Raw genomic sequence first — 22705 nt, 5'->3', positions numbered from 1 at the left:
CTCCTGATGTCGAAGAAGCGCAGCCAGCCCTCGCACGGCGAGGGCCCGAGCCGGTTCGAGGGACGTGACCAGCACGGATGGGCACCGGACGTGGACGACACCACCCAGCAGCCCAACCCGAGCGCACACCGTTCCTTCCACCCCGGCAAGCACGCTCCGGAGCCGGACGCCGGCCGCGCCGCCACCGACGAGGACAAGAAGAAATCGACCGCCGGAACCCCGCTGGAAAGCACATCACGGCGCGGTGAGGAACAGGCCGGAAAGAGCGAAGGCATGCACGACAAGGGCCCCAAGGGCCGGTCGCAGCGCCCGAGCGGCAGCAAGGACGCCTCCGCCTTCACGGGCGTGGACCCGCAGGATCCCCCGTCGAAGAAGCCCGGGAAGCGGTCCGGCACATAGGGAGACGGACCGTTCTGCATCATTCCGGATTATTCCGGCATGACCAGGACCCATTTGGCAGCCCGTCAATCAAGGCTCCGTGCTCGTATAGCTGCCGCCGGGTGGCGAGTGGTGACAGTGAGTCCGCGCTTCAGGCCGCCCTCACCGATCGTTCTTGACCTTGCTCCGGGAAAGGTTCGTTTCTGAGAAGCGGACATCCTCGCACGGGTGGTCGACGGGCCCCGGATCGAGTGAGCGCTCATCCGGTTCGCTCTGTCTCGCGCCCACTTGTACCGGTTGGCCAGATATGAGCACCGTGGGAGACAGCGGGCCGTGTCGGGATTCACCCGGTATACGAAGCACTACGGCGACCGGCGCGAACGCGCCGCGCAGTCGAAGAAGGATCCGGCCACCCCGGCCCAGCTGAAGGCGCTGGGGCGGCTGACGAAGGGAGCGGCCCGCAAGCTCACCACCGCACTGGTCGGCCCCCAAGACCAACTGACCGCGTCTGTATGGAAGTTGGCCGGTTCGGGCGCATCTGCGTAACTGTTCGAGGGTGCCGTCTAGCCGCCGAGTTAACCACCTGTTCTGCTGTACACGGTCAAGGCATCGCCCGCACGGGCGGGCAGGCCACAGGGGAGGGAACAGACTAGATGAATCCGATAAAACGCATAGGCACGGCAATGGCCGTGAGCATGCTGATGGCGGTCACGCTGCTGGGCATGACGGGCTCGTCCGCGGCAGCACAGGACAACGGGCTCAGCGAAGTCCAGGCCACGGTCGCTTCGGTGATGGGCGCGGACGTTGCTGCCCAGGGCCACCAGGTCAACGCGAAGACCATGGACTACAACGGGTTCACCGCTACCAAAACTGTGCTCAGTGCTGATCTGATCTGCAGCTACAAGTACCTGTGTATGGTCGTACGCGGCACAACGTTCAGCTTCACCACCTGTCAGTTGTGGACCGTTTCCAACTGGTACGGCACGGGCCCGTGGGAGAACAACCAGACCCGGGGGACGGTCGCCCGGTACTACGGAGCGTCGGGCAACGAGCTAGTCAATATGCGATCGACTGCATACAGCGAGGGAACGGCGGACTGGGGTCCGGTGTATTCGCTACGCCCCTGCTGACCCGAATCGGGTAGTCGAAGTAGGACAAATGGCCCGCACCCTAGGGAGGGTGCGGGCCATTTGGCCGTGCGGAACACTGCCGCGAATGGCGTCCCGGTCACACCCCGGGCCGCTCGGGACAAGCGAGTTCAGGACTTTTCGGACTGCCCCAGGACAGCCGTCATAACCCTCTGACAACCGTTGCGTTCTGCGAGGCAGTTCTGGGGGCCGACGCCAGAGGCCCGTGACCCTGCGGAGCTAGGGCCTAACGCCATCCGCTGGTCGACCGGTCCCCCACGCCGAGGTCCAGGTCGAGACGGCTGTTCATATCCAGTTCGAACCGGCCATACGGGTTCACGTGGGTCCAGAACAGCGGAGACAGACCCCGCCGGTCCGCCTCAGCGAGTGTGTCCGCCCACTTCGGGTCGGCCAAAACCTGCTGAACGAGCAATGTATTGACATGCACGAGACCGCTCTGCAAAAGGTGCAGGGCGAGCATCGAGACCTCCTGCTCTCCTTGTCCGCACCCGTCAGGTCGCCACGGGACCCTTGCCGAGGCGTTCCGGGAAGGCGGCCACCCCGATCCCGAGCGGGCCGCCGATGTCATGTCGCGCTGCGCGACGGCGCCACGGTGGCCGGCTACCTCGGCGACCCGGAGGCGGCCCGGTCGCGGTCCGCGGTCGTGCGAAGATCGATCACATGACTCGCGACCTGCGCATCGGCTTCGTCGGGGACTCCTTTGTCGCCGGTGTGGGCGACCCTCTCTGCCTCGGCTGGGCAGGACGCCTGGCCGCGCGGGCGCTCACCGAAGGACAGCCGCTCACCTTCTACAACCTCGGTGTGCGGCGCGAGACTTCCTCCGACGTTCTCGCCCGCTGGCAGCGCGAATGCGTCCAACGGCTGCGGGACGGCAGCGACCTGCGGCTTGTACTGTCATTCGGCGTCAACGACACCACCCTGGAGGGCGGCCTCCCACGCGTGGCACCCGACGAGTCGACGGCCAATCTGGCCGAGTTGCTCGGCCAGGCGGCGGACCGGGGGTGGCCCGTCCTGATGGTCGCCCCGCCACCCGTCGACGACCCCGCACACAACGCCCGCACCGCGCTGCTCGACGAGCGGTTCGCCCGTGTCTGCCATGACGCGTCCGTGCCGTACGTACCCGTCCATCGGCCGCTGCTCGACAGCGCCGTGTGGATGCGCGAGGTACGCGCCGGCGACGGCGCGCATCCGGGCGCGGGCGGCTACGACGAGATCGCGGCCCTCGTCGCACCCCGGTGGCGCGACTGGCTGTCCGCATGCCCGCCGCCACCCCACCGCACCGCTGCCGCCGTACGCTCCCCTCGATGACCGGTCGGGCGGGAGCCGCCCCGGCTCAGGCCTCTCGCTCGGCCGTCTCCAGGGGGCTCCTGTCGCCGGTCAGACCGTCGCAGAGCGCGGCGAGGAGACGGGTGAGGGCCGGTTCGAAGTCGATGCCGACATGTGCCATGTCCGGTTCTTCCCGGTAGAGACGGGTGAGGACGTCCCCCGGGTGGCCGGCCTGCCACAGGGGGGCGGTCAGGGCGATGGTGCCGGTGATCAGCTCCCGGGCGGCGGCGCGGTCGAGGGCGCTCGCGGCGGCGACGGTGTCGGTGAGGACACCCACGGCCTCGCCGGCCGCGCGCTTGAAGGCGCGGACGCGTTCGTAGGCGACCTCGCGTTCAAGGCTGAGCGTGACATGGGTGAGCAGGTCGCAGAAGAGCGGACGCTCGGCGAGGGTGGCGACCAGAGTACGGGCCAACTCCACCGAGTCCAGTCCGGCGCGGCCCGTGAGCCGCGTGGCGACGGCCCGTGACCACCCGTCGTATCCCTCCTCGGCGAGGTTGAGCAGGATCTCCTCGCGGGACGCGTAGTACCGGCGCACCGCCGAGACATGGACCCCCGCGTGCCGGGCGATGGCGGTGAGGGTGACGCCCCGCACCCCCTCGCGGGCGGCGAGGGTCCGGGCCGCCGCCATGAGGTCGGCGGCCCGCCGCGCCTTGTGCTCGGGAGAGTAGGCGCGCTGGAAGCCGGGGCGATCAGTCATGTCCACACGGTAAACGCAACCGAGCCACCCGACCGAGACGGGCGCCCGCCACTAACGCAACACCCTTGCGTTGACTACGCAAGGGTGTTGCGTTACGTTTCGGGTGCCGTCCGCGGAGAGAGCGCGGGAAATGACTCTCGTACGAGGCGACGGCCGCCCGGGCGCCCCCTGCGCCCGCCACGACGGCGAAAACGAACCGACACAGTACGGAGTGCGCGATGCGTGCGATCACCATCAACGAGTTCGGCGGACCGCAGGTTCTGACCGAGGCCGAGTTGCCCGACCCCAGGCCCGGCCCGGGGCAGCTCACCATCAACACGACGCATGCCGCGGTGGGGCTGGTCGACGTGTTCTTCCGCCGCGGTGACCTCGCGGGACGGCCCGACCTGCCGCAGCCGCCCTTCGTACCCGGCCTCGAAGCCGCCGGAACCGTGCGTGAGCTGGGCCCTGGGGTGACCGGCTTCCGGGTCGGCGAGCCCGTCGTCACACTGTCGCAGGTGAGCCTGGGCGGTTACGCCTCGGTGACCCTCGCCCAGGCGGCCATGACCGTCTCCCTCAAGGACGGCGGCATAGATCCCGCGCAGGCCGTCTCGGCGCTGCCGAACGCCACCACCGCCTATCTGGCGCTCACCCGGGTGGCGCACCTCCAGGAAGGAGAGAGTGTGCTCGTGCACGGGGTGGCCGGCGGTCTGGCCGCCACCTTTGTCGCGGTCGCCCGTTCACTGGGCGCCTCCCACGTCACCGGCACCGTCTCCTCGCAGGCCCGGATCAAGGACACCGGACACTTGGGACTGGACGGGGTCTTCACCAGTGACCGGTTTGTGAAGGACCTGGACGGCCGGCTCGTCGACGTCGTGGTCGATCCGGTCGGCGGCGATCTGCGCACGGCCAGTCTGGATGTGCTGGCCCCGCTCGGCCGTATCCTCCTGCTCGGCCACGCCGCCCGCACCCCGGACTCCCCCGTCACCGGTGACGAGCTGTGGCACAGGAGCGCGGGCATGCTCGGCTTCGAGGTCGGCAGCATCCTGCGCGACAACCCCGCCACCGCCCGACCCGCAGCCGAGAAGGTCGTCGGCCTCCTCACGAGCGGCGAACTGACCCTGCGGGTCGATGAACTCCCCCTCGCCGAGGCCGCTGAGGCACACCGCCGGCTGGAAGCACGCGAGGTCCCGGGGCGTCTCGTCCTCACCGTCTGACCGGCCCGCGCGCGTCTCCACGGCAGACGTCGGCGTTTCGCGCCCGCCCGCGACGGCTCACGGTCAGGACGGTACGAGCACCGCCGCCCCATTGACCCGGTCGGCCGCCAGGTCCGCGAGTGCCTCGTCTGCCCGGCTCAGCGGGTAGGGGCTGGTGGTGACCTGGATACCGATGCGCTCGGCCAGGGCGAGGAAGTCACGGCCGTCCTGGCGGGTGTTGGAGGTGACGCTGCGCAGATTCCGCTCCTGGAACAGATGGCGCTGGTAGTTCAGTACGGGAATGTCGGAGAGATGGATACCGGCCACGGCGAGGGTGCCCGACCTGTCAAGCGCCTCCAGCGCCACCGGCACCAGGTCTCCCACAGGGGCGAAGAGGATCGCCGAGTCCAGGGGTTCCGGCGGCTTGTCCTGAGCGCTGCCGACCGAGGAAGCGCCCAGTTCCAGGGCGAGTTCACGCGCCGGTTCCGACCGGGTCAGCACATGGACGGTGGCGCCCTCGGCCAGCGCCACCTGGGCGGCCAGATGGGCCGACGCGCCGAAGCCGTAGATTCCGAGCCGGCCGCCCTCCGGAAGCACGCTGCGGCGCAGGGCCCGGTAGCCGATGATCCCCGCACACAGCAGCGGCGCGAGCAGCACCGGGTCCCGGTCGCCCGGCAGCCGGTAGGCGAAGGACTCCGGAACCACGGTCAGGTCCGCGAAGCCGCCGTCGACGTCCCAGCCGGTGTACACGGACCAGGGGCAGAGGTTCTCGCGTCCGGCCCGGCAGTACCGGCAGGTCCCACAGGTGCCGCGCAGCCAGGCGCCACCGGCCCGGTCGCCGGTACGGAACTGGGTCACGCCGTCCCCGACGGCGATCACCCGGCCGACGATCTCATGCCCGGGAATGACCGACGCGTGACGCGGGGTGAGGTCTCCCTCGGACAGATGCAGATCCGTACGGCAGACACCGCAGGCTTCCACGCGCAGCAGCAGGTCTCCCGGACCCGGACGGGGCGCCGGCCGACGAATACGCGCCAGGGGCCCGGTGCCGATCGGTCCGGGCGTCTCGACCGCCCAGCCGTTCAGCGCCTCCCCGGCGGAAGCGGGAAAAGCCATACCCCCAGCCTGCGACCGGCGGGCGGGGCGGGCAACCGCTTCCGCCACCGCCCGGACGCTCCCGCCTCGCCGCACCCGCCTCGCCGCTCCCGCACCCGCACCCGCTCCCGCTCCCGCTCCCGCTCCCGCTCCCGCAAGGCTCGCCGCTCGCGGCGAAGTATGCTGTGCCACTGTTTTGCTGACGTGCGGGCGAGGGGGCCGGGGTGACAGGCGGAGAAGAGGGTGCTCCCACGCGCCGGCGCCGACAGGGCGAGCTGGAGGCACAAGTGCTGTCCGCCCTGGGCCAGGCTCCGGGCCCGGCGACGGCCGCCTGGGTGCAGGAGCGTCTCGACTGCGACCTGGCGTACACCACGGTGATCACGATCCTGTCCCGTCTGCTCGTCAAGGGCGCCGTCTCGCGCCAGCGGTCGGGCAGATCGTTCGCGTGGCAGGCGACCTCGGACGAGGCGGGCCTGGCGGCCCTCCGGATGCGCCGGGTCCTGGACGGCGAGGCGGACCGCAGAGCCGTGCTGGCCAGTTTTGTCACCACGCTGTCGGCCGACGACGAGCGGGTGCTGCGTGCCCTCCTGAACGAAGCGACCGCCGACGGGCCGGAAGGCTGAGCGGCACATGGGCGTCTTTGTCTTCCTTCCGCTGGTCCTGCCCCTGACCGCGTGGCCGATCGCGCGTCTGGCGGAACTGCACCTGCACCCACGCGGCGCCACCCGCCTGCTGAGCTGCGTCAGCGTGGTGCTGGCGCTGTGCAGCACCCTGTGCCTCGGTCTGATCATGGTCGTCGGCACGGCGCAACTGCCCAACAACCCGCTGCCGGACGGCTGGTCCGACCCGGAGGTCCGCGCCGCGGTGCCGTACAACGAGGTGGCGGGCAAGGCCGCGATTCCCGCGCTGATCGCCGTGGCCGCCGCGTGCACGGCCGCGGTGTGGCGTCACTACCGGGTACGCCGGGGCGCGGAGCGCGCGCTGGCGGGGATGCCCCCGTCGCCGGTGGCCGTGCTGCCCGACAGCATCCCGTACGCCTACGCCCTGCCGGGCACTCCGGGACGGGTCGTGGTGTCCTCCGCGATGTTTTCGAGCCTCGACGCCCGGGAGCGCGAGGCCCTGGTCGCCCATGAGCGGGTCCATCTGACCGCGCGGCACCACCGCTATCTGCTGGCGGTCCAACTCGCGGCGCGGGCGCACCCGTTGCTGCGGCCACTGCGCTCCGCCACGGCCTTCAGCGCGGAACGCTGGGCGGACGAGGAAGCCGCCGCGGCGATGGGAGACCGCCGGCTGATGGCCCGCGCCGTCGGCAGGGCCGCCCTGGTGTCCCACGGGGCGCCGGGCCCGACGCTGGCGGGTTTCGCGATGCCGGGACCCGTGCCGCGCCGGGTCAGGGCACTGCTCGACCCGTTGCCGGCCGCCCGCGTCTGGCCACCGGTCGGGACGGCCGCGGGCGTGGCCGCCTGGATCGCGGCGGTGGGTACGGCCGTCTCGGCCGTGTCGTCGGCGAACTCCGCCGTGACCCTGATCGTCCTGCTGCACGCCGCGACCCCGCTCCAGGGCGTGTGGTGAAAGTCCCGCCTGGCCTGCGACGCCTGGCACGCACGCTCGCCGCGTTGTCGGAGTCGCCTGAGTCGTCTGAGTCGCCCGCGTCGTAACAGTATGTCCAGTACGCGAACGATCCTCCGCCTTGCGATCGCACGCACCAGACACCGCGAGCCCCGCCCCAGGGGCGGACGGCGCCCCTTTCACAACACGCCCCAGCCGAAGCGGGGCGGGGTCCGCCGCTCACCGGCGCGCCCCGCCCCGTCGCCCGCTGGTCAGAGATCGAACTCGGCGGGCGGCAGGTCCAGCGTGTAGCAGGCTTCGCGTACGACGGCCTGCTCGGTCTTGTCGAAGTCACCGTCGGCGCCGCCGATGACAATGCCGATCTGGATCACCGCGCGCGCCTCGGCCGGCTTCTTCTTGGCCTTGGCGACCTCCTGGAGGACGCTGACCTTACCGAAGTCGAAGTCGGCCGTCAGCTTGTTCAGACAGTCGTCGAAGCGGCGCTGGAGGTCGTCCGCGGGGAAGTTCTGCAGCACCTCGTTACTGGCGATCAGTTGCGCCACCCGGCGGCGTTCGGACGGGTCGACCGTACCGTCCGCGGCGGCGACCAGGGCGCACATCGCCATGCTGGCATCCCGGAACGCCCCGCTCTTGAGGTCGTTCTTCTTGGCGTTGAGCTGGGTCTGCATCGTCGATGCGGATTCCTTGAGGCGATCCCACAGGGCCATCTTCGTCTCCGTCAGTTCCGTCACTCGCTCGGCTCCCGGGCCGCAGGCCCGGGACGAAACAAATCTCTACAGCACTGTAGAAGATAGCCTGAGCGACCGTACGAACCCGCTCCCCCCGCCGCGCGCGGCTTGTCACCGCCGCGAGCGCGACCGGGCCGCCACCGCCCGTGCTCCGCCCCGGAAACCGACCCGGTCCGGACCGGCGGAACTTCCCGTGGACGTCCTTGCCGGCGGATAGCGTCGTGTCCACGATGAAAGGGGGACGTGATCGTGGCAGAACGTGCGCTTCCGCCTCGCGTGGTGGCCGCGGAGCGTGTCGCCGCCGAGACGGGATTCAAGAAGAGCTGCATCCCTGAAGTGGGCAGGTTGCTCAGGCTGGCCGCCGCCGCGAAACCTCATGGAAGCATCGCGGAGAGCGGCACCGGCTCGGGAGTGGGCACCGCCTGGCTGCACAGCGGCCTCGGCGCCGGTGCGCGCCTGGTGACCGTGGAGCGTGACGAGGAGCTGGCACGTCGAGCGGCCAGTGTTTTCGCGGACGACGAGCGCGTCAGCGTGCTCACCGGTGACTGGCGGCTGCTGGAGCGGCACGCCCCCTTCGACGTCTTCTTCTGCGACGGCGGGGGCAAGCGTGACGACCCCCGGGGAGTCGTCGACCTCCTTGCGCCCGGCGGCCTTCTCATCCTGGACGACTTCACCCCTCGCCCCACTGGCCGCCTCGCTTCGAGGGTGAAGTGGACGAGCTCCGCCTGTTCTACCTCGCGCATCCAGCCCTGGACGCCACGGAGGTACTCACAACGCCAACCAGTTCGGCGGTTGTCGCGGCACGTCGTCTCTGAGGGCTCTCCCGTCACGGCTGGCGGGCTCGCGACGACGGCTACGGCACATCGACGCGTTACCGGAGCCATCCACATACGCGCCGCCCGAGAAGGGTCCGCGACCCTGGGGCGGGCCCGGTGGGTGAGGGTGTACTCAACGACACCCCCCACCCGGGTCGTACGCCCAATGTGCCGGACCGTCACCGCCCCTAACTTCGTGGATGTGGCACAGCCCGTGCCCGAAGAGGGGGATGAGATGTTTCAACGCGCGAGCAGGACCGGCCCCGCCGGGGGCGCCGAGGCCCTGCGTCTGGCCGGCGTCAGCAAGACCTACGGGACAGCCGGGAACACCGTCACCGCACTGGACGGTGTGTCCCTTCGCCTCCCGGCGGGAAGCTTCACCGCCGTCATGGGGCCGTCCGGATCCGGCAAATCCACTCTGCTGCAGTGTGCCGCCGGGCTGGACCGGCCGGACAGCGGACGGATCACGGTGGACGGCGAGGAGATGACGGGAGGCAGCGAGGCGGCGCTGACAAAATTCCGGCGCCGGCGGATCGGCTTCGTCTTCCAGCAGTACAACCTGCTGCCCACGCTCACCGTGGCGCAGAACACCACACTGCCGCTGAGGCTCGCCGGCCGTCGCGTCGACCGGGCCCGGACTGAGCGGATCCTCACCCAGGTCGGCCTCGGCGACCGTCTCGGCCACCGGCCCGACCAGCTCTCCGGCGGGCAGCGCCAGCGGGTCGCCATCGCCCGCGCGCTGGTCACCGAGCCCAGCGTGATCTTCGCGGACGAGCCGACCGGCGCGCTCGACACCCGTGCCGCGCGGGATGTGCTGCGGCTGCTGCGGGAGGCCGTACAGGTCCACGGCAGGACCGTGGTGATGGTGACGCACGACCCGGTCGCCGCCTCGTACGCCGACTCCGTGCTGTTCCTGGCCGACGGGAGGCTGGCCGGAGAGCTGGCGGAGCCGACCGTGGACGCGGTCGCCGAGCGGCTGGCGCATCTGGGCGACGCGGTGGGCGACGACCTTCCGGCGGGGGTGTGAGTCATGTTCGTTCTGGCCATGCGTTCCGTCCGGCACCGTCCGGGCCGTTTCACCGCCACACTGCTGGCCGCGTTCCTGGGCGCGGCCGTCATGATGACATTCCATTCGATGCACGACACCGCGGGCGCCACGGGCGTCGACGACGTCAGCGCCGAGACACTGACTCTCACGGCGAGTGTGGTCGGTGGCTACGGGACACTGCTGGTGTTCTTCGCCGTCGCCTCCACACTGACGGTGAACGTACGGCAGCGCGCCGAGGAGATCGGTCTGCTGCGCAGCGCCGGGGCGACTCCGGCGCAGCTCAAGCGGATGGTGGTCGGTGAGGCGGCCGTGGTCGCCCTCGCCGGAGCGCTGCTGGCCGTCGGGCCGGCGATGCTGGGCGGTCAGGCGCTGCTCGGGGCGTTCCAGGACAGTGGCCAGGTCGCGCGGGACGTCGAGCATGTCTTCGGGCCGGTCGCTCTGTTGTCGGGCGCCGGCACCACACTGGTCGCGTCGGTGGGCGCCGCGTTCCTCGCGGTGCGCCGGGCGACGGGGGCGGCGGGGGCACGCGAGTCCCGGGGCCTGGTGCGCCGCTTCGCCGGCTGGGCCGCGCTTGTGGCCGGTGCCGCGGGGGTGTCCGCCACCTTCACGATGAAGCCGACGGACGGCGCGCTGATGGCGGCTCCGGCGTTCGGCGCCATCATGCTGGCCGTCGGGTTCGCGTTCTTCTCGCCGCCACTGCTGCGCGCGCTGCTGGGCCTGCTGGAGCGTCCGGTCACGGCGCTCACGGGGGCGAGCGGTTACCTGACCGTGCGCACCATGCGGCATCGCGCGGCGGAGTTGTCCGGGGTGCTGATGCCCCTGGTCCTCTTCACCGGCATCGCCACGGCGACGCTCTGTATGCAGGCCATCGAGAGTGACGCGCTCAGGGCCTCCGGCCTCACCAAGTCGGTGGAGGACAAGAACCTCGAAACACTGAACTACGTGGTCGTCGGCATCATCGTGGTGTTCTCCTGCGTCATGCTGATCAACACCCTGTACGCGGCGACCTCGTTCCGTCGCCGGGAGTTCGGCCAGCAGCGGCTCGCGGGGGCCACCCCGGCGCAGGTGCTGGGAATGGTCGGGGTGGAAGGGCTGGTGCTGACGGTGACCGGGGTGTTCTTCGGGACGGTGGCGGGGCTCGCCGGAATCGCGTCGTTCGGCCTGGTCCGTGATGACTCCCTCTGGCCCGGTCAGGGACTGGGAATCTGGCTCGGTGTGGTGGCGGTCGCCACCGCGGCGACGCTGATCACCAGCCTTGGTACCGCGCGCCGTTCGCTGCGCACGCCCGCGGTGCGAGCGGTGGCGGTGGAGACCTGAGCCACCACCGGGCACGGCCCAGGTCTTTCGTCTGGATCTGGCGAGCCCGGCACGATCCGGACGAGAGGCCCTGGGGGCAGTCGCTTGAGGCGGCTGCCCCTCGGCCCTGTCCGACACCTGTCTGACAAAGACCTCCTGCCCACGACGCCCGGCACGCGTGCCGAGGGGCCGGGGGCATCAGGACGACGGAGTGGCTTCCGGCGACGACAGCGCGCACGGGATCTCCATCGTCACCGTGGTGGGACCGCCGAGCGGACTGTCGACGACCAGTACGCCGTCGAAGGCTCCCAGCCGGCGCTCGATCCCGGCCAGCCCGGAGCCGCTCGCGGTCGCGCCGCCCCGTCCGTCGTCCGTGATGAGGATCCGCAGCGCCCCGTCGCGGTGGTCGAGGTCCAGCCGGACCTGTTCGGCGCCGGAGTGCTTGGCGGCGTTCGTCAGCACCTCGCTGATCGCGAAGTACGCGGCCGACTCGACGGATTCCGGGGCCCGCCCCGGCAGGGTGACGCACACCTCCACCGGTAGAGGCATCCGCAGAGCGAGCGCCTCCGCCGCGGCCGCCAGGCCGCGCTCCGCGAGCACGGGCGGATGGATGCCGCGCACCAGATCACGCAGCTCGCCCAGCGCGTCCGCAGAGTCCGCGCGCGCCTTGGCCAGCAGTTCCTTCGCCTTGGCCGGGTTCTTCTCGATCAGCGCCTCGACGGTGCCGAGGCTCATGCCCACCGCGACGAGCCGCGCCTGCGCGCCGTCGTGCAGATCGCGTTCGATACGGCGCAGTTCGGCGGCCGAGGTGTCGACGGCGTCGTGGCGGGTCTTGGTGAGCCGCTCGACACGCTGCTCAAGCTCCGTCCGGCGGGGCGCCAGGACGGCCCTGGTCAGCAGGAAGTGGACGCGCAGCAGCGGTGGGTTGACGAAGAGACCGAGGCCGAGCAGGGCCGCACCGAGGGCCCCGGCGCCAAGGCCGGTTGCCTGGCCCCGGATGGGGACGAAGCCGTACCAGTATCCGATGCCGCCGTCGGCGAAGACACGCCACAGACCGGCGGCGAGGGCGAAGCCCTCCAGCGGATAGACCAGCAGCGCGGCCGGCAGCAGCGCCGTGAGGGAGCCCGCGGTCATGTCGGTGACGAGCCAGCGCAGATCGCGCCAGGCCGCCGGGTCCTTCATCAGGTGGACGCACGTGCTCACCTGTCCTGCGGCGCCGGACGGTGTGCCGGCCGGGAAGGGCCGGTACGCGACCGGCACGCTCACCTCGCACCATGCGGCCCCCAGCTCACGCCGCAGGCCGGCGAACCGGCGGACCAGGCCGATGACCCAGGGGGTGGTGACCACGCCGAGCCCGAGCGGAATGAGGGCGATCGAGACAACGGCGCCGACGAAGAGCGCTGTCGAACCGGCCAACGACATCACCGACAGCGCCAGCCCCCGCAGGCCGGCCACCGCCGCGTTCCGGAAGCGCATCCAGGTACCCCCTCGGCTCGCCCGCCCGTCTCTCGGGCCGGACGCCCATCCTGCCGGGCGCGCCGGCGCCGGTCACGGGCCCGAGGCCCCGGCCCGAAGGTACAGGTAGCACCACCTCGGAGCGGTCGGACCGGTGGTTCTCAGAGCGCCCGTCGCTCGGCCACCACATCCGCGATGATCTCGTCCAGAGTGCGGGCCGCCCGGAATCCAATGGCGCGGTACGCCTTGTCGCAGTTCGGGACGCGGCGCCGCATGTCCTCGAAACCCGCGCCGTACGCCTCGGTGTAGGGGATCTTGGCCAGGGTGCCGGCCGAACCGGTCGCGGCGATGGTCCGCTCGGCGAGTTCGGTGATGGTCACCGGCTGGGTGCCGCCGATGTTGTAGACCGTTCCGTGCGCGTCCTCGGTGCGCAGCAGGGTCACCAACGCGGGCACCACGTCGGCGACATGGCAGAAGCAGCGGATCTGTGTGCCGTCCCCGAAGACCGTGAGGGGCTCACCGGCCAGTGCCTGGTCGACGAAGCGCGGGATCACCATCCCGTACTGCCCGCTCTGGCGGGGGCCCACGGTGTTGAAGAGCCGCGCGATGACCATCCGCAGTCCGTACCGCGCCGCGTAGAGCGCGGCCAGCGTCTCGTCCAGCGCCTTCGCCTCGGAGTACGACCAGCGGCTCTTCAGCGGTGAGCCGAGGATCCGGTCGTCCTCCTCCGTCAGGCCCTCGGCCGTGTTCTTCCCGTACACCTCGCTGGTGGAGGCGAGGAGCAGCGGGACGTCGTGACGGCGTGCCGCGTCGAGGACGGTCTCGGTGCCCGTGAGATTCGTCCGCAGACTCTCCAGGGTCCGGTCGAGGATGGTGAACACGCCCACCGCGGCGGCCAGATGATAGACCTCGTCCACTCCTTCCATGGCCCGCGCGACCGTGTCCGGGACGCAGATGTCGCCCTTGATCAGCCTGAGTCGCGGGTGGGACGCGACCGCGGCGAGATTGCGCTCGCTGCCGGTGCTGAGGTCGTCGAGGACGACGACGTCGTCGCCGAGTGCCAGCAGGTGCTCCACAAGATGCGAGCCGATGAAGCCGGCACCGCCGGTGACCAGACAGCGCATGAGGGACACGGTCCTTTCCTTGGCTCCGGGGGTACGGCATCAGGCGTGCCGGTCGCGGGCCGTGCCCGTGACGGCGGCCGGGGCCGTGTGCGGTTCGAAGCGGTGGGTCGCGTCCACCACCATCGGGCATTCCCGCACCCAGCCGTATTCCTGGTCGGGATGGACCGTGTGGATCAGCGCGAGGTCCCAGTCGGTGCCGCGCGGTTCGGTGACCCGCCGCACCCGGGCTCCGCCGGACAACGGCAGTTCGCTCACGAGCGGGTCGTAGTACGAGACGTCCGCGCCCCGCCCGGTGAGCTGCTCGACGATCTCCACGGCCGGGGAATGGCGGATGTCCCTGACTCCGGGTTTGTACGCGGCTCCGACCACGACCACCCGGCGGCCCGCCAGTCCGAGGCCCGCCCGCGACAGGGTGTCGAGGACGCGCGCGACGATGTGTTTCGGCCGTTCGGCGATGGCGGTCATCGCCTGGCTGATGAGGGGGGCGCTGCCGCGTGACTCGCGTAATTGCCAGAGCAGATAGTGCGGATCGCAGGGGATGCAATGTCCGCCGACCCCGGGACCCGGGCTGAACGGCATGAAGCCGTACGGTTTGGTCGCCGCCGCGTCCGACACCTCTGCCGGGTCGAGATCCAACTCGACGCATATGTCGGCGAATTCGTTCGCCAGGGCTATGTTGACGGCACGGAAGGAATTCTCGTACAGCTTGGTCATCTCCGCCGCTTCCGGCGAGCCCACTTCGTGCACCGCGGAGGAGACCGCCGCGAGAGCGCCTTTCGCGCGTTTCACACACGCCGCTGTGGCGCCGCCGAGCACCCGTGGTGTCTCGCTCTGCACATGGGCGGTGTTGCCCGGATCAATACGTTCCGGGCTGCAGGCCACAAAGATGTCCTCGCCGACCGTGAAACCCTTGTCCCGCAGCGGGTCGATCAGCATGCGCCGCGTGGTCCCGACAAAACTCGTCGAGGTCAGGATGAGGGTCTGTCCCGGTCGCGCGTGACGCACCAGCGAGGCACATGCCTCCTCCAGCGCGGTGAGATCCGGCATCAGATGGCGGTCGACCGGGGTGGGGACGCACACGACCACCACATCGGCCCCGGACAGCCCCGACAGGTCGGTGGTGAGCTGGAAGTCGTCACTCTGGAGCGACTTCTCCAGCCGCCGCTGGTCGGCGGCGGTCAGGTCGACGTCGCCCGAGCGGACGGCCGCGTTGCGCGGTGCGCTGTGATCTATTCCGAGTACGCGCAGACCGCTCGCGTGCAGCCCGAGAGCAGTCGGCAGCCCGACATACCCCATTCCGACGACGGCGGCGGAAAGCGGCCGGGCGACGCCGGCCGAAGGCTCTTCGCGAGAAACGGATTCCGGCATTTCTGTTCAGCCCCTATTCGTCCGGTAAAGCCACACGGTGAGCTCGCTTCGGGCCGGGGGTGCCGCGGAGGGCGATGGGACAGCTACCTCCGAAGCCGCCGAGTTTAACGGATTCCAGCAGTGGTTCAAGAGGCCCTTGTACATGGCCGAATGACGACGACGGCCCGGCCGGGGTGAATTGATCCGTACACCGTCCAGCCGGCCCGTACGCGCATTTCAGGTCGCCGCCGCATCACCGGGGATCCCGGCCCGGCCCCGGTCGGTCTCAGAGGTACATCACACGGCGGCGCAGGCTTCCGGCCAGAAAGCCACTCAGTCGCGCCGCGTATCTGACCCACCGTCGACGCTGCCCCGGGGAACGGACGAGGTCCGGCAGACGCACCGCCAGCCACAGCCAGTTCTTCGCCACCACGCCGGGGCTCCGCCGCCGGAACCCGGCGTGGCGGTAGGCGGCGTAGAGCCGGGCGCCGGACTTTCCGTAGTTCCACTTCTGCCGGGCCAGGGAGGCGAGCCCGGTCCTGAGGCGGTAGTGCATCCGCGCGCCGGGCGCGTACTCCACCCGGAAGCCGCAGAGGTGCGCCCGCCAGGAGAGATCCATGTCCTCACCGCCGCCCCGGTACGACTCGTCCCAGCCGCCGATGACCGTCAGCACCTCCTTCCACGCACCGCAGTTGGCCCCTCGGGCGAAGGGCAGGAAGTCGCTCTGCGCGGTCATGGGCAGGGGCTGCTCGTCGGCGTGCGCGGGGCTGAGTACGGAGACGTCCAGCGAGCCGCCGACGACGTCCGCGCCCCGGGCCGACTCCACCAGCGCGGTGAGCCACCCGGGGTCCGCGACGTCGTCCGCGTCGCAGAAGGCGATGAAGTCGCCGCGCGCGGCGGCGATTCCGGTGTTGCGCGCGTATCCCTCCCCCGCCCGGCCCGACGCGTCGACCACCCGCAGTTCCGGCAGCCAGGAGCACGCGGCGGCGGCCACCGCCCGGGTGCCGTCCGTGGAACCGTTGTCGACGACCAGGATCTCGCGCGGGCCGCGGTAGGTCTGTCCGGACAGCGCCCGCAGTTGCGCGGTCAGTGTCCGGGCACCGTCGCGGACGGGGATGACCACGGAGACCAGCTCAGGACCGGCCCGGTTCGCGGCCGGTGGCCGGGAGGGCGCGTATGCCCTGGTGGTACGCGCGGAACCGTACCGGTCGTCCGCGTCCCGGCCCCCTTCGTCGCGCCCCGGGCGCTCATACCGGCGGACCAGCAGCAGGGGTACCGCGCAGACCGCCGGACCGCCGGGGCCCGCCCCCCGGGAACCGCGCCCGCCCAGCAGGTCACGGTGGACCGCCCGGGGCGCCGTCCCGCCCGGGCCACGCGCGCTCGCGCCCTCGGCGGGTGGCAGGACAAAACCGCCGACCAGGCCGTCCGGGCGCAGCCGCAGCGCACCGCAGCGGATGACCCCGGCGCCGGTGTCCCCGGCCGCCGCCGCGAGCTGCTCCAGCCACTCCGGCAGGGCCTCGTCCGTGCCGTCCAGAAAGGCGACGTACTCGCCCTTCGCCTCGTCCGCGGCCCGGCGGACGGCCGCCGCGACGCCGTCCTGTGGGCAGCGCACCACCCGTACACCGGGCCGGTCAGGCACCGGGGTCCGGGCCGGCCGGTCCGCGTCACCGCTGATCACAACGGTCTCGTGCGCGGGCCGGGTCTGGCGCAGCACGCTGTCCACCGCGGGCCCCCACTCGCCGTCGGACGAGCTGACGACGACGCTGAATTCCGGCGGTTGTCCGTGCATGGTCCTCCCGTCGTCCGCGTCGCGGTGCCGCTCCGGCGCGCCCCGCCGCCGCGCCCGCGGGCCGGCGGATCTCATCCGATGCGGACGGGACGCAGTTCGAACTCGATGTCGTTCGGCGGAGCGGCGAGCAGCGGCAGCAGTTCCTCGCGTGAGCGTGCCTGTCTTCTGGCGTGTTCCTGCGCGGTCATGGCCTCGGTGTAGGCGCGCCGGGCCTCGGAGCCGAAGCCGGTGTCGGGCGCCTGGGTCAGCGACTTGGGCCAGATCCGGTACTGGTACAGCAGCCGGCGGGTGTTCCGCAGGCGGTACAGGCGCGCGGCCCGCAGATGGAAGTCGGTGTCGGCGCCGAGCCGTACGGTCCCGTCGAAGCCGCGCAGCCGGTCCATCATGTCGCGGCGGATCACCGTCGCCGGGTGGTGCGCCACCGTCGTCCGGCCGAGGCGCATCCAGAGGTTGCCGTGCCGGGGCATCCGGCGGTGGCCCGTGACCCGCCCCGCGTCGTCGATGTACTCGTAGCCGCAGCCGACCAGGTCGGCCCGGCCGGACGCCAGCATGCGCACCTGGTGGGTGAAGCGGCCGGGCAGGCTGATGTCGTCGGCGTCCTGAAAGCCGACGTAGGGGCCGCGTACCCGCTCCAGCACCGCGTTCTTGATGCGCAGATGGCCCACGTTGCGCGAGGTCCGCAGGGCGACGAGCCGGGTGTCGTCCGCGAAGGGACGCAGCGTCCGGGTCCACGCGTCGTCCGGGGAGCAGTCGTCCACGACGACGAGGACGAGGTCCCGGAAGTCCTGCCGGAGGACGGACTCCACGGCGAGGCCCAGATAGTCCGCGCAGTCGTAGTGGGGAAGGATGACGGTGAGTGTGGCCGTGTTCAGCCTCACGGGTGTCGCCCGCACCTCGGATCCTTTCTGGGGCCGTGGGGCGCCGGGCCGGCTCAGGCGCTCCGGGGCGTCCGGGCGGTGAGCGTGGACGTCTTCTCGTCGGCCGGGCTGGCGAAGTCCCCCTCGTCGCCCCAGGCGACCTGGCGCAGCGGACGGGAGGTCAGGCCGCGCACGGCCAGGCCGGTGACCACCGCGCCGAACCAGGTGAACTGGACGGACTTGACCGTCCAGCGCAGCAGACCGCGTGCCGTGCCCCGGCGCCCGTCCCACGGAGCGAGCGGCCACAGGCCGTGGAAGAGGATGTCCTGGAAGTACCGGCCGGCGACATCGCGCGGATAGTCGGCCATGCAGGTCACATGGCTGTACATCGAGCGGCGGAGCCGGCTCACCGTGTCGTGGACCCGGCTGACGCGGTAGAAGCGGCAGTACGCGTCGGGCAGTACCTCCAGGTCGCGCAGCGGGTCCGCGCCGATCCCGTCGAGCAGTTCGAACAGTACGAAGCCGTCGTCGGTGACCCGGCGTGAGGAGATACCGGAGGCGATCACGGCGGACTCCACGATCATGCAGCCGGCCGCCGGGTAGGCCGTCGGGGGCAGGGTGTTGCCGCCGATCCTGTCCATCACCTGGGACGTGGGGGTGGACCGCGGCAGGGCGACGGCCCGGGCGCCGACCGCTCCGGTGCATCCGCGGTCGCGGAACCGGGAGACCAGGCGCTCCAGGCAGCCGGGGCCCAGTTCGATGTCGTCGTCGATCCACAGCCAGCCGGCGTAGTCGAGCCCCTGGCTGAGCCGGACCGCCGCGTTGGTCGTGCGGATCTTTCCCGGTCCCGGCAGCGCGAGCCCGACAAAGGCCGTGAGCGTGCTGTCCCGGGCGAGGGCGGCCAGCCGCCGCAGCCGGTCCACCGCCTCCTCGTACTCGCCGGGCGCGTACTGCATGCCGGCCCAGACGGTCAGTGGCAGGTCCGGGTGTGTCCGCCGGACGCCCTTCAGCGCTTCGAGGGTGTGGGCGAACGCCGTCTCCTGTTCCGCCGCGCCGCACCGGCCCACATAGGTGGGCAGCAGCGTGGCGACACCGCCGGCCGGCAGGTGGGCGAGCGGGCCGGCCGCGTCCTCCTCCCGGACGGTCCGGGGGCCCGCGTCCGCGCCCGGTCCGGCGGGCAGCACCAGGGTGACCGGGGTCCGCGGCTCGGGAGCCGGATCGTAGCCACGGGCCACCACGCGCTGCAGCCAGGTCCGTCTGCCGTCGGTGCGCCTGCGCATACCGTCCCCTTCCGCTCGTCCGAACGCCGCCCGTGCTGTCGGTATTCGGCCGGAGAGCTTCCGGCCCTTCCATGGTGTGCGTTTCGCGGGGCCCCGGCGGAACGGCCGGGAGACCGGCAATCGGTATGCGTGAGACGCGTTCTTCGCATCGATCAGCGGTCGGGACATTAACGAAATCCGCAAGGTGATCACAAGGAGATGTCGCGGCCGAACCCGTGAATGGCCGGAACCAGCGCTTTTGCCTCTCTCAAGAGATCTCAAGAGACCTCAGGAGATGTGGAGCGCCGGTGAAATGCACCGCCCGGATCCCGCCAGGGGCTGTCGCGGAGGGCTCTCGCTCAATCCCGGCGCCGGTGCGGCGCGCGGTCGATGCAAGGCTGTCCGGGAGCGGAGGACGCTCTCATGCCCGGCGCCGCTTTCCGGGAACGCGCTATGCCGGGCATTACCGCATTCGCCTGCTGTTGTCATGGTACGTTCGGTGGGCCGCGCCGGTAGTGTCGGGTCCGAACTGCCCTGTCCCGTAACGGAGTACGGCGATGTCCGGCCGAAGTGTGCGGTACGGCAAGCCCATCGGCCGGGGCGCGGCGGAAGGCGGCACGCAGGCCGGGGCGCTCCATCGCTTCCGGGACGGGGAGCGCCGCCGCGGTTCCGGGACAGGCGAGAAACAGCCGCGCGGTGCGCGGTGACATGGTTTTCCGTGCCGTTCACGCGGCTGAGAAAGAGGTGACGGAAGCATGGTGACTCCTACGAATGCGGGACACCGGAATGAGCTGAGGGACGGGCCGGACGACGGCGGGCGGCCTGTTCTCCTGCACGCCCGGGGAATCGTGAAGAGCTTCAGCCGGCGGCGTGTGCTGGACGGAGTCGATCTGCGGGTACGCGCCGGTGAGATCGCCGCGATCATCGGCGCCAATGGCGCCGGGAAGTCCACCATGCTCAAGATCTGCGCCGGGCTCGCCTCCCCCGACAAGGGGCAGGTCTCGGTGAACGGGCGGCTCGGCTACTGCCCGCAGGGCGCCGGTGTGATGGACTTCCTGAAACCCCGCGAGCACTTCACCCTCTTCGGCGCCGGCCGAGGCCTGAGCGGCCCGGCCGCGGACCGCAGGGGCCGGGAACTCGCCGTCGAGCTCGACTGGAACGTCTCCAGGAACACCCTGGCCAAGGACCTCTCCGGCGGCACCCGGCAGAAGCTGAACGTCGTGCTGTCCGCGCTCGGCGACCCGGACGTCCTGCTGCTCGACGAGCCGTACCAGGGCTTCGACCGCGGGTCGTACCTGGACTTCTGGAAGAGCGTGTGGAAGTGGCGCGACGAGGGCAAGGCGGTGGTCGTCGTCACGCACATGCTCAATCAGCTCGACCGGGTCGACCAGGTCCTCGACCTCACTCCGGCGAAGGCGGGGGCCGCGCGATGACCAGGACCGTCCGCATGGCGGAGATGACCCTGCGGGAACTGCTGCGCCGGCGCGGCGTCATGGGCCTGCTGCTGGTGGTGCCCCTTGTCTTCTACCTCGGCCGGCACGACCAGAGCGGCCAGGCCATCCGGTTCGCGAGCCTCGGCGTCGGGTTCGCGGTGAGCACCGCCGCCCTGTTCTCCGCCGCGGGCGGGCGGGAGGTGGAGTCGCGGCTCGCCCTGTCCGGCTTCCGTCCGGTCCACCTCTTTCTGGGCCGGAGCCTGGCGCTCGGCTCGGCGGGACTGGTCATCTCGGCGCTCTACACCGTCGTGATCCTGCTGGACCAGAATGTGCCGAACCCGTCCGCGGTGGCGGTAGAGATGGCATTGACCACGCTGGTCGCCGTTCCGCTCGGTCTGCTTCTGGGCCTCGCGGTGCCCCGCGATCTGGAAGGTGCCCTGCTGCTGATCTCGGTCATCGGCGCGCAGATGGTCATTGATCCGGTCAAGGATTCGGCCAAACTGCTGCCGTTCTGGTCGACCCGCGAAATCATCACGTACGCGGTCGACGGTTCGGCCAGCGCCTCTCTCTCCACGGGTGTCCTTCACGCGGTGATCGTGGGCGGGCTCCTCGCTCTGGCGAGCGGAGCTGTCATGTCGGTCCGGCTGCGCCGGCGCCCGCACATGCAGTTCATCTGACCTTCCAGCCCTGTCGTGACGGCATTGCCGCCGGTGACCGCGGACCCCGATCCGCCGGTCACCGGCGGCAATTGCGTTACGGGTCGGGCGAGTTCGCGATTTCACCCCCTGCCCCACCGGAACTGAGGGCTGTCCCGTAATCCCCGGGGGATCAGCGCGCGGCATCGGATGCGGTGCGTCGCACGGCGGAGAGGCGCTCGCATACAGGATGTATGCGGGCGTTCCGACAACGCGGTAAAGCGCCATAGTTGTCGTCGCGCGCCCGCCGGGGATTACGGGAGGGCCCTGGGGGCGTGTAGCCTGTGCCACTGCGACTCCGGGCACCGATGGGTTTGCCCGCGCATAAACCTGCTATGTGGCCACTTCCTCTGGGAAGGAGAGCACGTGCACGGTGTGGAGCTAATACCGTCCGCCGGACCGGGCGAGACAGCCCTGTTGAGCGGAACGCAATTCCTGACGGCACAGCGCGACCCGGACGGCTGGTGGAACGACTACGAAGTCCGCGGCCCCGGTCAATTCTGGGCGACGGCCTTTGTCGGAGCCTCCCTGACCGAAGTCCCCGGTAAAGACGCACAGGCGGCGGCCCTGGACGCGTGGCGGCTCCTGGCACGCACCCGGGGACCCTCCGACGGCTGGGGTTACGGACCTCAGGTGCCGGGCGACGCGGACATCACGTCCTGGGCGCTGCGCCTCGCGGAGGCGGTCGGCGCGGACGCGGAACCACGGGCCGCCGAAGGGTACGACTTCGTCCTGAGACATCTCCGCGCCGACGGCGGCATCACCAGTTATGTGCCGGAGGTCGCCGGTCCGTTCCTCACCCGCGTCGCCCCGCGCTGGGACGGCTGGTACGCGAGCCATCCCTGTGTGACCGCCGCTGCCGCCGGACTGCTCCGGCTGCCCCGCCGGCCCCGGCTGCTCACCAGGCTCCGCGAGATCCAGCGGCCGGAGGGCTCCTGGGCCGCCTACTGGTGGGCCGACCGGGAGTACTCCACCGCTCTCGCGGCGGAGGCACTCATGGCGGACCCCGACGACCGGGACATTCCGGCGGCCTCGGCGGCCGGCCGGTGGGCGGCGGAGCGCATCGGCCCCGACGGCGCCGTCCGTACCTCCTGGGAGCCGGACGGATCACCGTTCGCCACCGCCTTCGCGGTCCGGGCCGTACTGGCCGGCGGCGCCCGGGAGGGCCGGCCCGCCGTAGGACGCGCCGTGCGCTGGCTGCTGGACTCCCAGCGTCAGGACGGAAGCTGGAAGCCGTCGGCCTGGTGCCGCTGCCCGGGTCCGACGGATCTGGACCCCGACGAGAGAGAGCACTGGGAGCGCAACCGGCGCGGACGCGCCGCCCTGGGCTCCGTGGTCCTCGACAACGCCGCCCTGTACACCACCGCTTCCGTGGTCGCGGCTCTCGGCAGAGCCACCGCCGCCCGCTGACCCCGCGCGGAGGCCGCCCGTACATCCCCCGGGCGCCCGTCCGGACGTTCCTTCACACTTC

General features: G+C 71.1%; 23 protein-coding genes and 1 pseudogene. 14 read left to right on the top strand and 10 right to left on the bottom strand.

All coding sequences use genetic code 11. The annotated features are described in order from the left end of the window. Window positions 1-6 precede the first annotated feature (6 nt). The 3 genes from ABZ707_RS07360 (at window position 7) to ABZ707_RS07350 (ending at window position 1508) form a co-directional block, all read left to right on the top strand. A complete protein-coding gene (locus ABZ707_RS07360; RefSeq protein WP_360169219.1) occupies window positions 7-399 on the top strand; it encodes a hypothetical protein in 393 nt (130 codons plus the stop codon). A 312-nt stretch (window positions 400-711) separates the two neighbouring features. Beyond that, a complete protein-coding gene (locus ABZ707_RS07355) occupies window positions 712-924 on the top strand; it encodes a hypothetical protein (protein WP_360169216.1) in 213 nt (70 codons plus the stop codon). Window positions 925-1031: 107 nt separating this feature from the next. Beyond that, window positions 1032-1508, top strand: a complete 477-nt coding sequence (locus ABZ707_RS07350; protein ID WP_360169213.1) for a hypothetical protein — start codon at window positions 1032-1034, stop codon at window positions 1506-1508. Between the two features lie 244 nt (window positions 1509-1752). Here ABZ707_RS07350 and ABZ707_RS07345 read toward each other — a convergent pair whose 3' ends face one another. Beyond that, window positions 1753-2094 carry a Tn3 family transposase gene (locus ABZ707_RS07345; RefSeq protein ID WP_360169210.1) on the bottom strand — a complete coding sequence of 114 codons (342 nt, stop codon included), beginning with the start codon at window positions 2092-2094 and terminating at the stop codon, window positions 1753-1755. 92 nt (window positions 2095-2186) lie between these two features. Here ABZ707_RS07345 and ABZ707_RS07340 point away from each other — a divergent pair, with 92 nt between their 5' ends. Beyond that, window positions 2187-2834 (top strand): GDSL-type esterase/lipase family protein, encoded by a 648-nt coding sequence (locus tag ABZ707_RS07340; protein WP_360169207.1) that lies wholly within the window; start codon window positions 2187-2189, stop codon window positions 2832-2834. Window positions 2835-2859: 25 nt separating this feature from the next. On the opposite strand, the gene ABZ707_RS07335 is transcribed toward ABZ707_RS07340, so the two are convergent. Continuing rightward, window positions 2860-3549 (bottom strand): TetR family transcriptional regulator, encoded by a 690-nt coding sequence (locus tag ABZ707_RS07335; protein WP_360169204.1) that lies wholly within the window; start codon window positions 3547-3549, stop codon window positions 2860-2862. Window positions 3550-3767: 218 nt separating this feature from the next. Here ABZ707_RS07335 and ABZ707_RS07330 point away from each other — a divergent pair, with 218 nt between their 5' ends. Then, window positions 3768-4745, top strand: coding sequence for a zinc-binding dehydrogenase (locus ABZ707_RS07330; RefSeq protein ID WP_360169201.1), 978 nt, complete (start codon window positions 3768-3770; stop codon window positions 4743-4745). Between the two features lie 63 nt (window positions 4746-4808). On the opposite strand, the gene ABZ707_RS07325 is transcribed toward ABZ707_RS07330, so the two are convergent. After that, a complete protein-coding gene (locus ABZ707_RS07325) occupies window positions 4809-5840 on the bottom strand; it encodes a zinc-binding alcohol dehydrogenase family protein (protein ID WP_360169198.1) in 1032 nt (343 codons plus the stop codon). 203 nt (window positions 5841-6043) lie between these two features. Between ABZ707_RS07325 and ABZ707_RS07320 the strand changes: the two genes are divergently transcribed. Both ABZ707_RS07320 and ABZ707_RS07315 read left to right on the top strand, forming a co-directional pair. Further along, window positions 6044-6442, top strand: a complete 399-nt coding sequence (locus ABZ707_RS07320; RefSeq protein ID WP_360169196.1) for a BlaI/MecI/CopY family transcriptional regulator — start codon at window positions 6044-6046, stop codon at window positions 6440-6442. Between the two features lie 7 nt (window positions 6443-6449). After that, window positions 6450-7391, top strand: coding sequence for a M56 family metallopeptidase (locus ABZ707_RS07315; protein WP_360169193.1), 942 nt, complete (start codon window positions 6450-6452; stop codon window positions 7389-7391). Window positions 7392-7639: 248 nt separating this feature from the next. Here ABZ707_RS07315 and ABZ707_RS07310 read toward each other — a convergent pair whose 3' ends face one another. After that, on the bottom strand, window positions 7640-8095 hold the full coding sequence (locus ABZ707_RS07310) for a TerB family tellurite resistance protein (protein ID WP_360169895.1): 456 nt from the start codon (window positions 8093-8095) through the stop codon (window positions 7640-7642). Between the two features lie 264 nt (window positions 8096-8359). On the opposite strand from ABZ707_RS07310, the pseudogene ABZ707_RS07305 reads away from it, so the two are divergent. The 3 genes and pseudogenes from ABZ707_RS07305 (at window position 8360) to ABZ707_RS07295 (ending at window position 11296) form a co-directional block, all read left to right on the top strand. After that, a pseudogene (locus ABZ707_RS07305) lies at window positions 8360-8931 on the top strand (class I SAM-dependent methyltransferase). Between the two features lie 235 nt (window positions 8932-9166). Further along, complete coding sequence (locus ABZ707_RS07300) at window positions 9167-9958, top strand: ABC transporter ATP-binding protein (RefSeq protein ID WP_360169190.1); 792 nt, start codon at window positions 9167-9169, stop codon at window positions 9956-9958. A gap of 3 nt (window positions 9959-9961) precedes the next feature. After that, window positions 9962-11296 (top strand): ABC transporter permease, encoded by a 1335-nt coding sequence (locus tag ABZ707_RS07295; protein ID WP_360169187.1) that lies wholly within the window; start codon window positions 9962-9964, stop codon window positions 11294-11296. A 177-nt stretch (window positions 11297-11473) separates the two neighbouring features. Here ABZ707_RS07295 and ABZ707_RS07290 read toward each other — a convergent pair whose 3' ends face one another. From ABZ707_RS07290 to ABZ707_RS07265, 6 genes are all read right to left on the bottom strand, one after another. Then, window positions 11474-12751, bottom strand: a complete 1278-nt coding sequence (locus ABZ707_RS07290; RefSeq protein ID WP_360169184.1) for a histidine kinase — start codon at window positions 12749-12751, stop codon at window positions 11474-11476. 140 nt (window positions 12752-12891) lie between these two features. Beyond that, complete coding sequence (locus ABZ707_RS07285; protein WP_360169892.1) at window positions 12892-13854, bottom strand: NAD-dependent epimerase/dehydratase family protein; 963 nt, start codon at window positions 13852-13854, stop codon at window positions 12892-12894. A gap of 39 nt (window positions 13855-13893) precedes the next feature. Then, complete coding sequence (locus tag ABZ707_RS07280) at window positions 13894-15150, bottom strand: nucleotide sugar dehydrogenase (protein ID WP_360169181.1); 1257 nt, start codon at window positions 15148-15150, stop codon at window positions 13894-13896. Window positions 15151-15487: 337 nt separating this feature from the next. Beyond that, window positions 15488-16990, bottom strand: a complete 1503-nt coding sequence (locus ABZ707_RS07275) for a glycosyltransferase family 2 protein (protein WP_360169178.1) — start codon at window positions 16988-16990, stop codon at window positions 15488-15490. Between the two features lie 71 nt (window positions 16991-17061). Next, window positions 17062-17868, bottom strand: a complete 807-nt coding sequence (locus ABZ707_RS07270) for a glycosyltransferase family 2 protein (RefSeq protein WP_360169175.1) — start codon at window positions 17866-17868, stop codon at window positions 17062-17064. A gap of 53 nt (window positions 17869-17921) precedes the next feature. Further along, a complete protein-coding gene (locus ABZ707_RS07265; RefSeq protein WP_360169172.1) occupies window positions 17922-19127 on the bottom strand; it encodes a glycosyltransferase family 2 protein in 1206 nt (401 codons plus the stop codon). 536 nt (window positions 19128-19663) lie between these two features. On the opposite strand from ABZ707_RS07265, the gene ABZ707_RS07260 reads away from it, so the two are divergent. The 4 genes from ABZ707_RS07260 (at window position 19664) to ABZ707_RS07245 (ending at window position 22644) form a co-directional block, all read left to right on the top strand. Further along, window positions 19664-19813, top strand: coding sequence for a hypothetical protein (locus tag ABZ707_RS07260; RefSeq protein WP_360169169.1), 150 nt, complete (start codon window positions 19664-19666; stop codon window positions 19811-19813). A gap of 141 nt (window positions 19814-19954) precedes the next feature. Continuing rightward, complete coding sequence (locus ABZ707_RS07255) at window positions 19955-20539, top strand: ABC transporter ATP-binding protein (RefSeq protein ID WP_360169166.1); 585 nt, start codon at window positions 19955-19957, stop codon at window positions 20537-20539. After that, on the top strand, window positions 20536-21216 hold the full coding sequence (locus tag ABZ707_RS07250) for a hypothetical protein (protein ID WP_360169163.1): 681 nt from the start codon (window positions 20536-20538) through the stop codon (window positions 21214-21216). The genes ABZ707_RS07255 and ABZ707_RS07250 overlap by 4 nt, the downstream gene beginning before the upstream one ends. Before the next feature lie 435 nt (window positions 21217-21651). Next, window positions 21652-22644, top strand: a complete 993-nt coding sequence (locus tag ABZ707_RS07245) for a prenyltransferase/squalene oxidase repeat-containing protein (protein WP_360169160.1) — start codon at window positions 21652-21654, stop codon at window positions 22642-22644. Window positions 22645-22705: the final 61 nt, after the last annotated feature.

The organism is Streptomyces sp. NPDC006923 (assembly GCF_040635655.1).
Taxonomy (GTDB): Bacteria; Actinomycetota; Actinomycetes; order Streptomycetales; family Streptomycetaceae; genus Streptomyces.
This window is presented reverse-complemented; position numbering and strand designations above follow the sequence as displayed.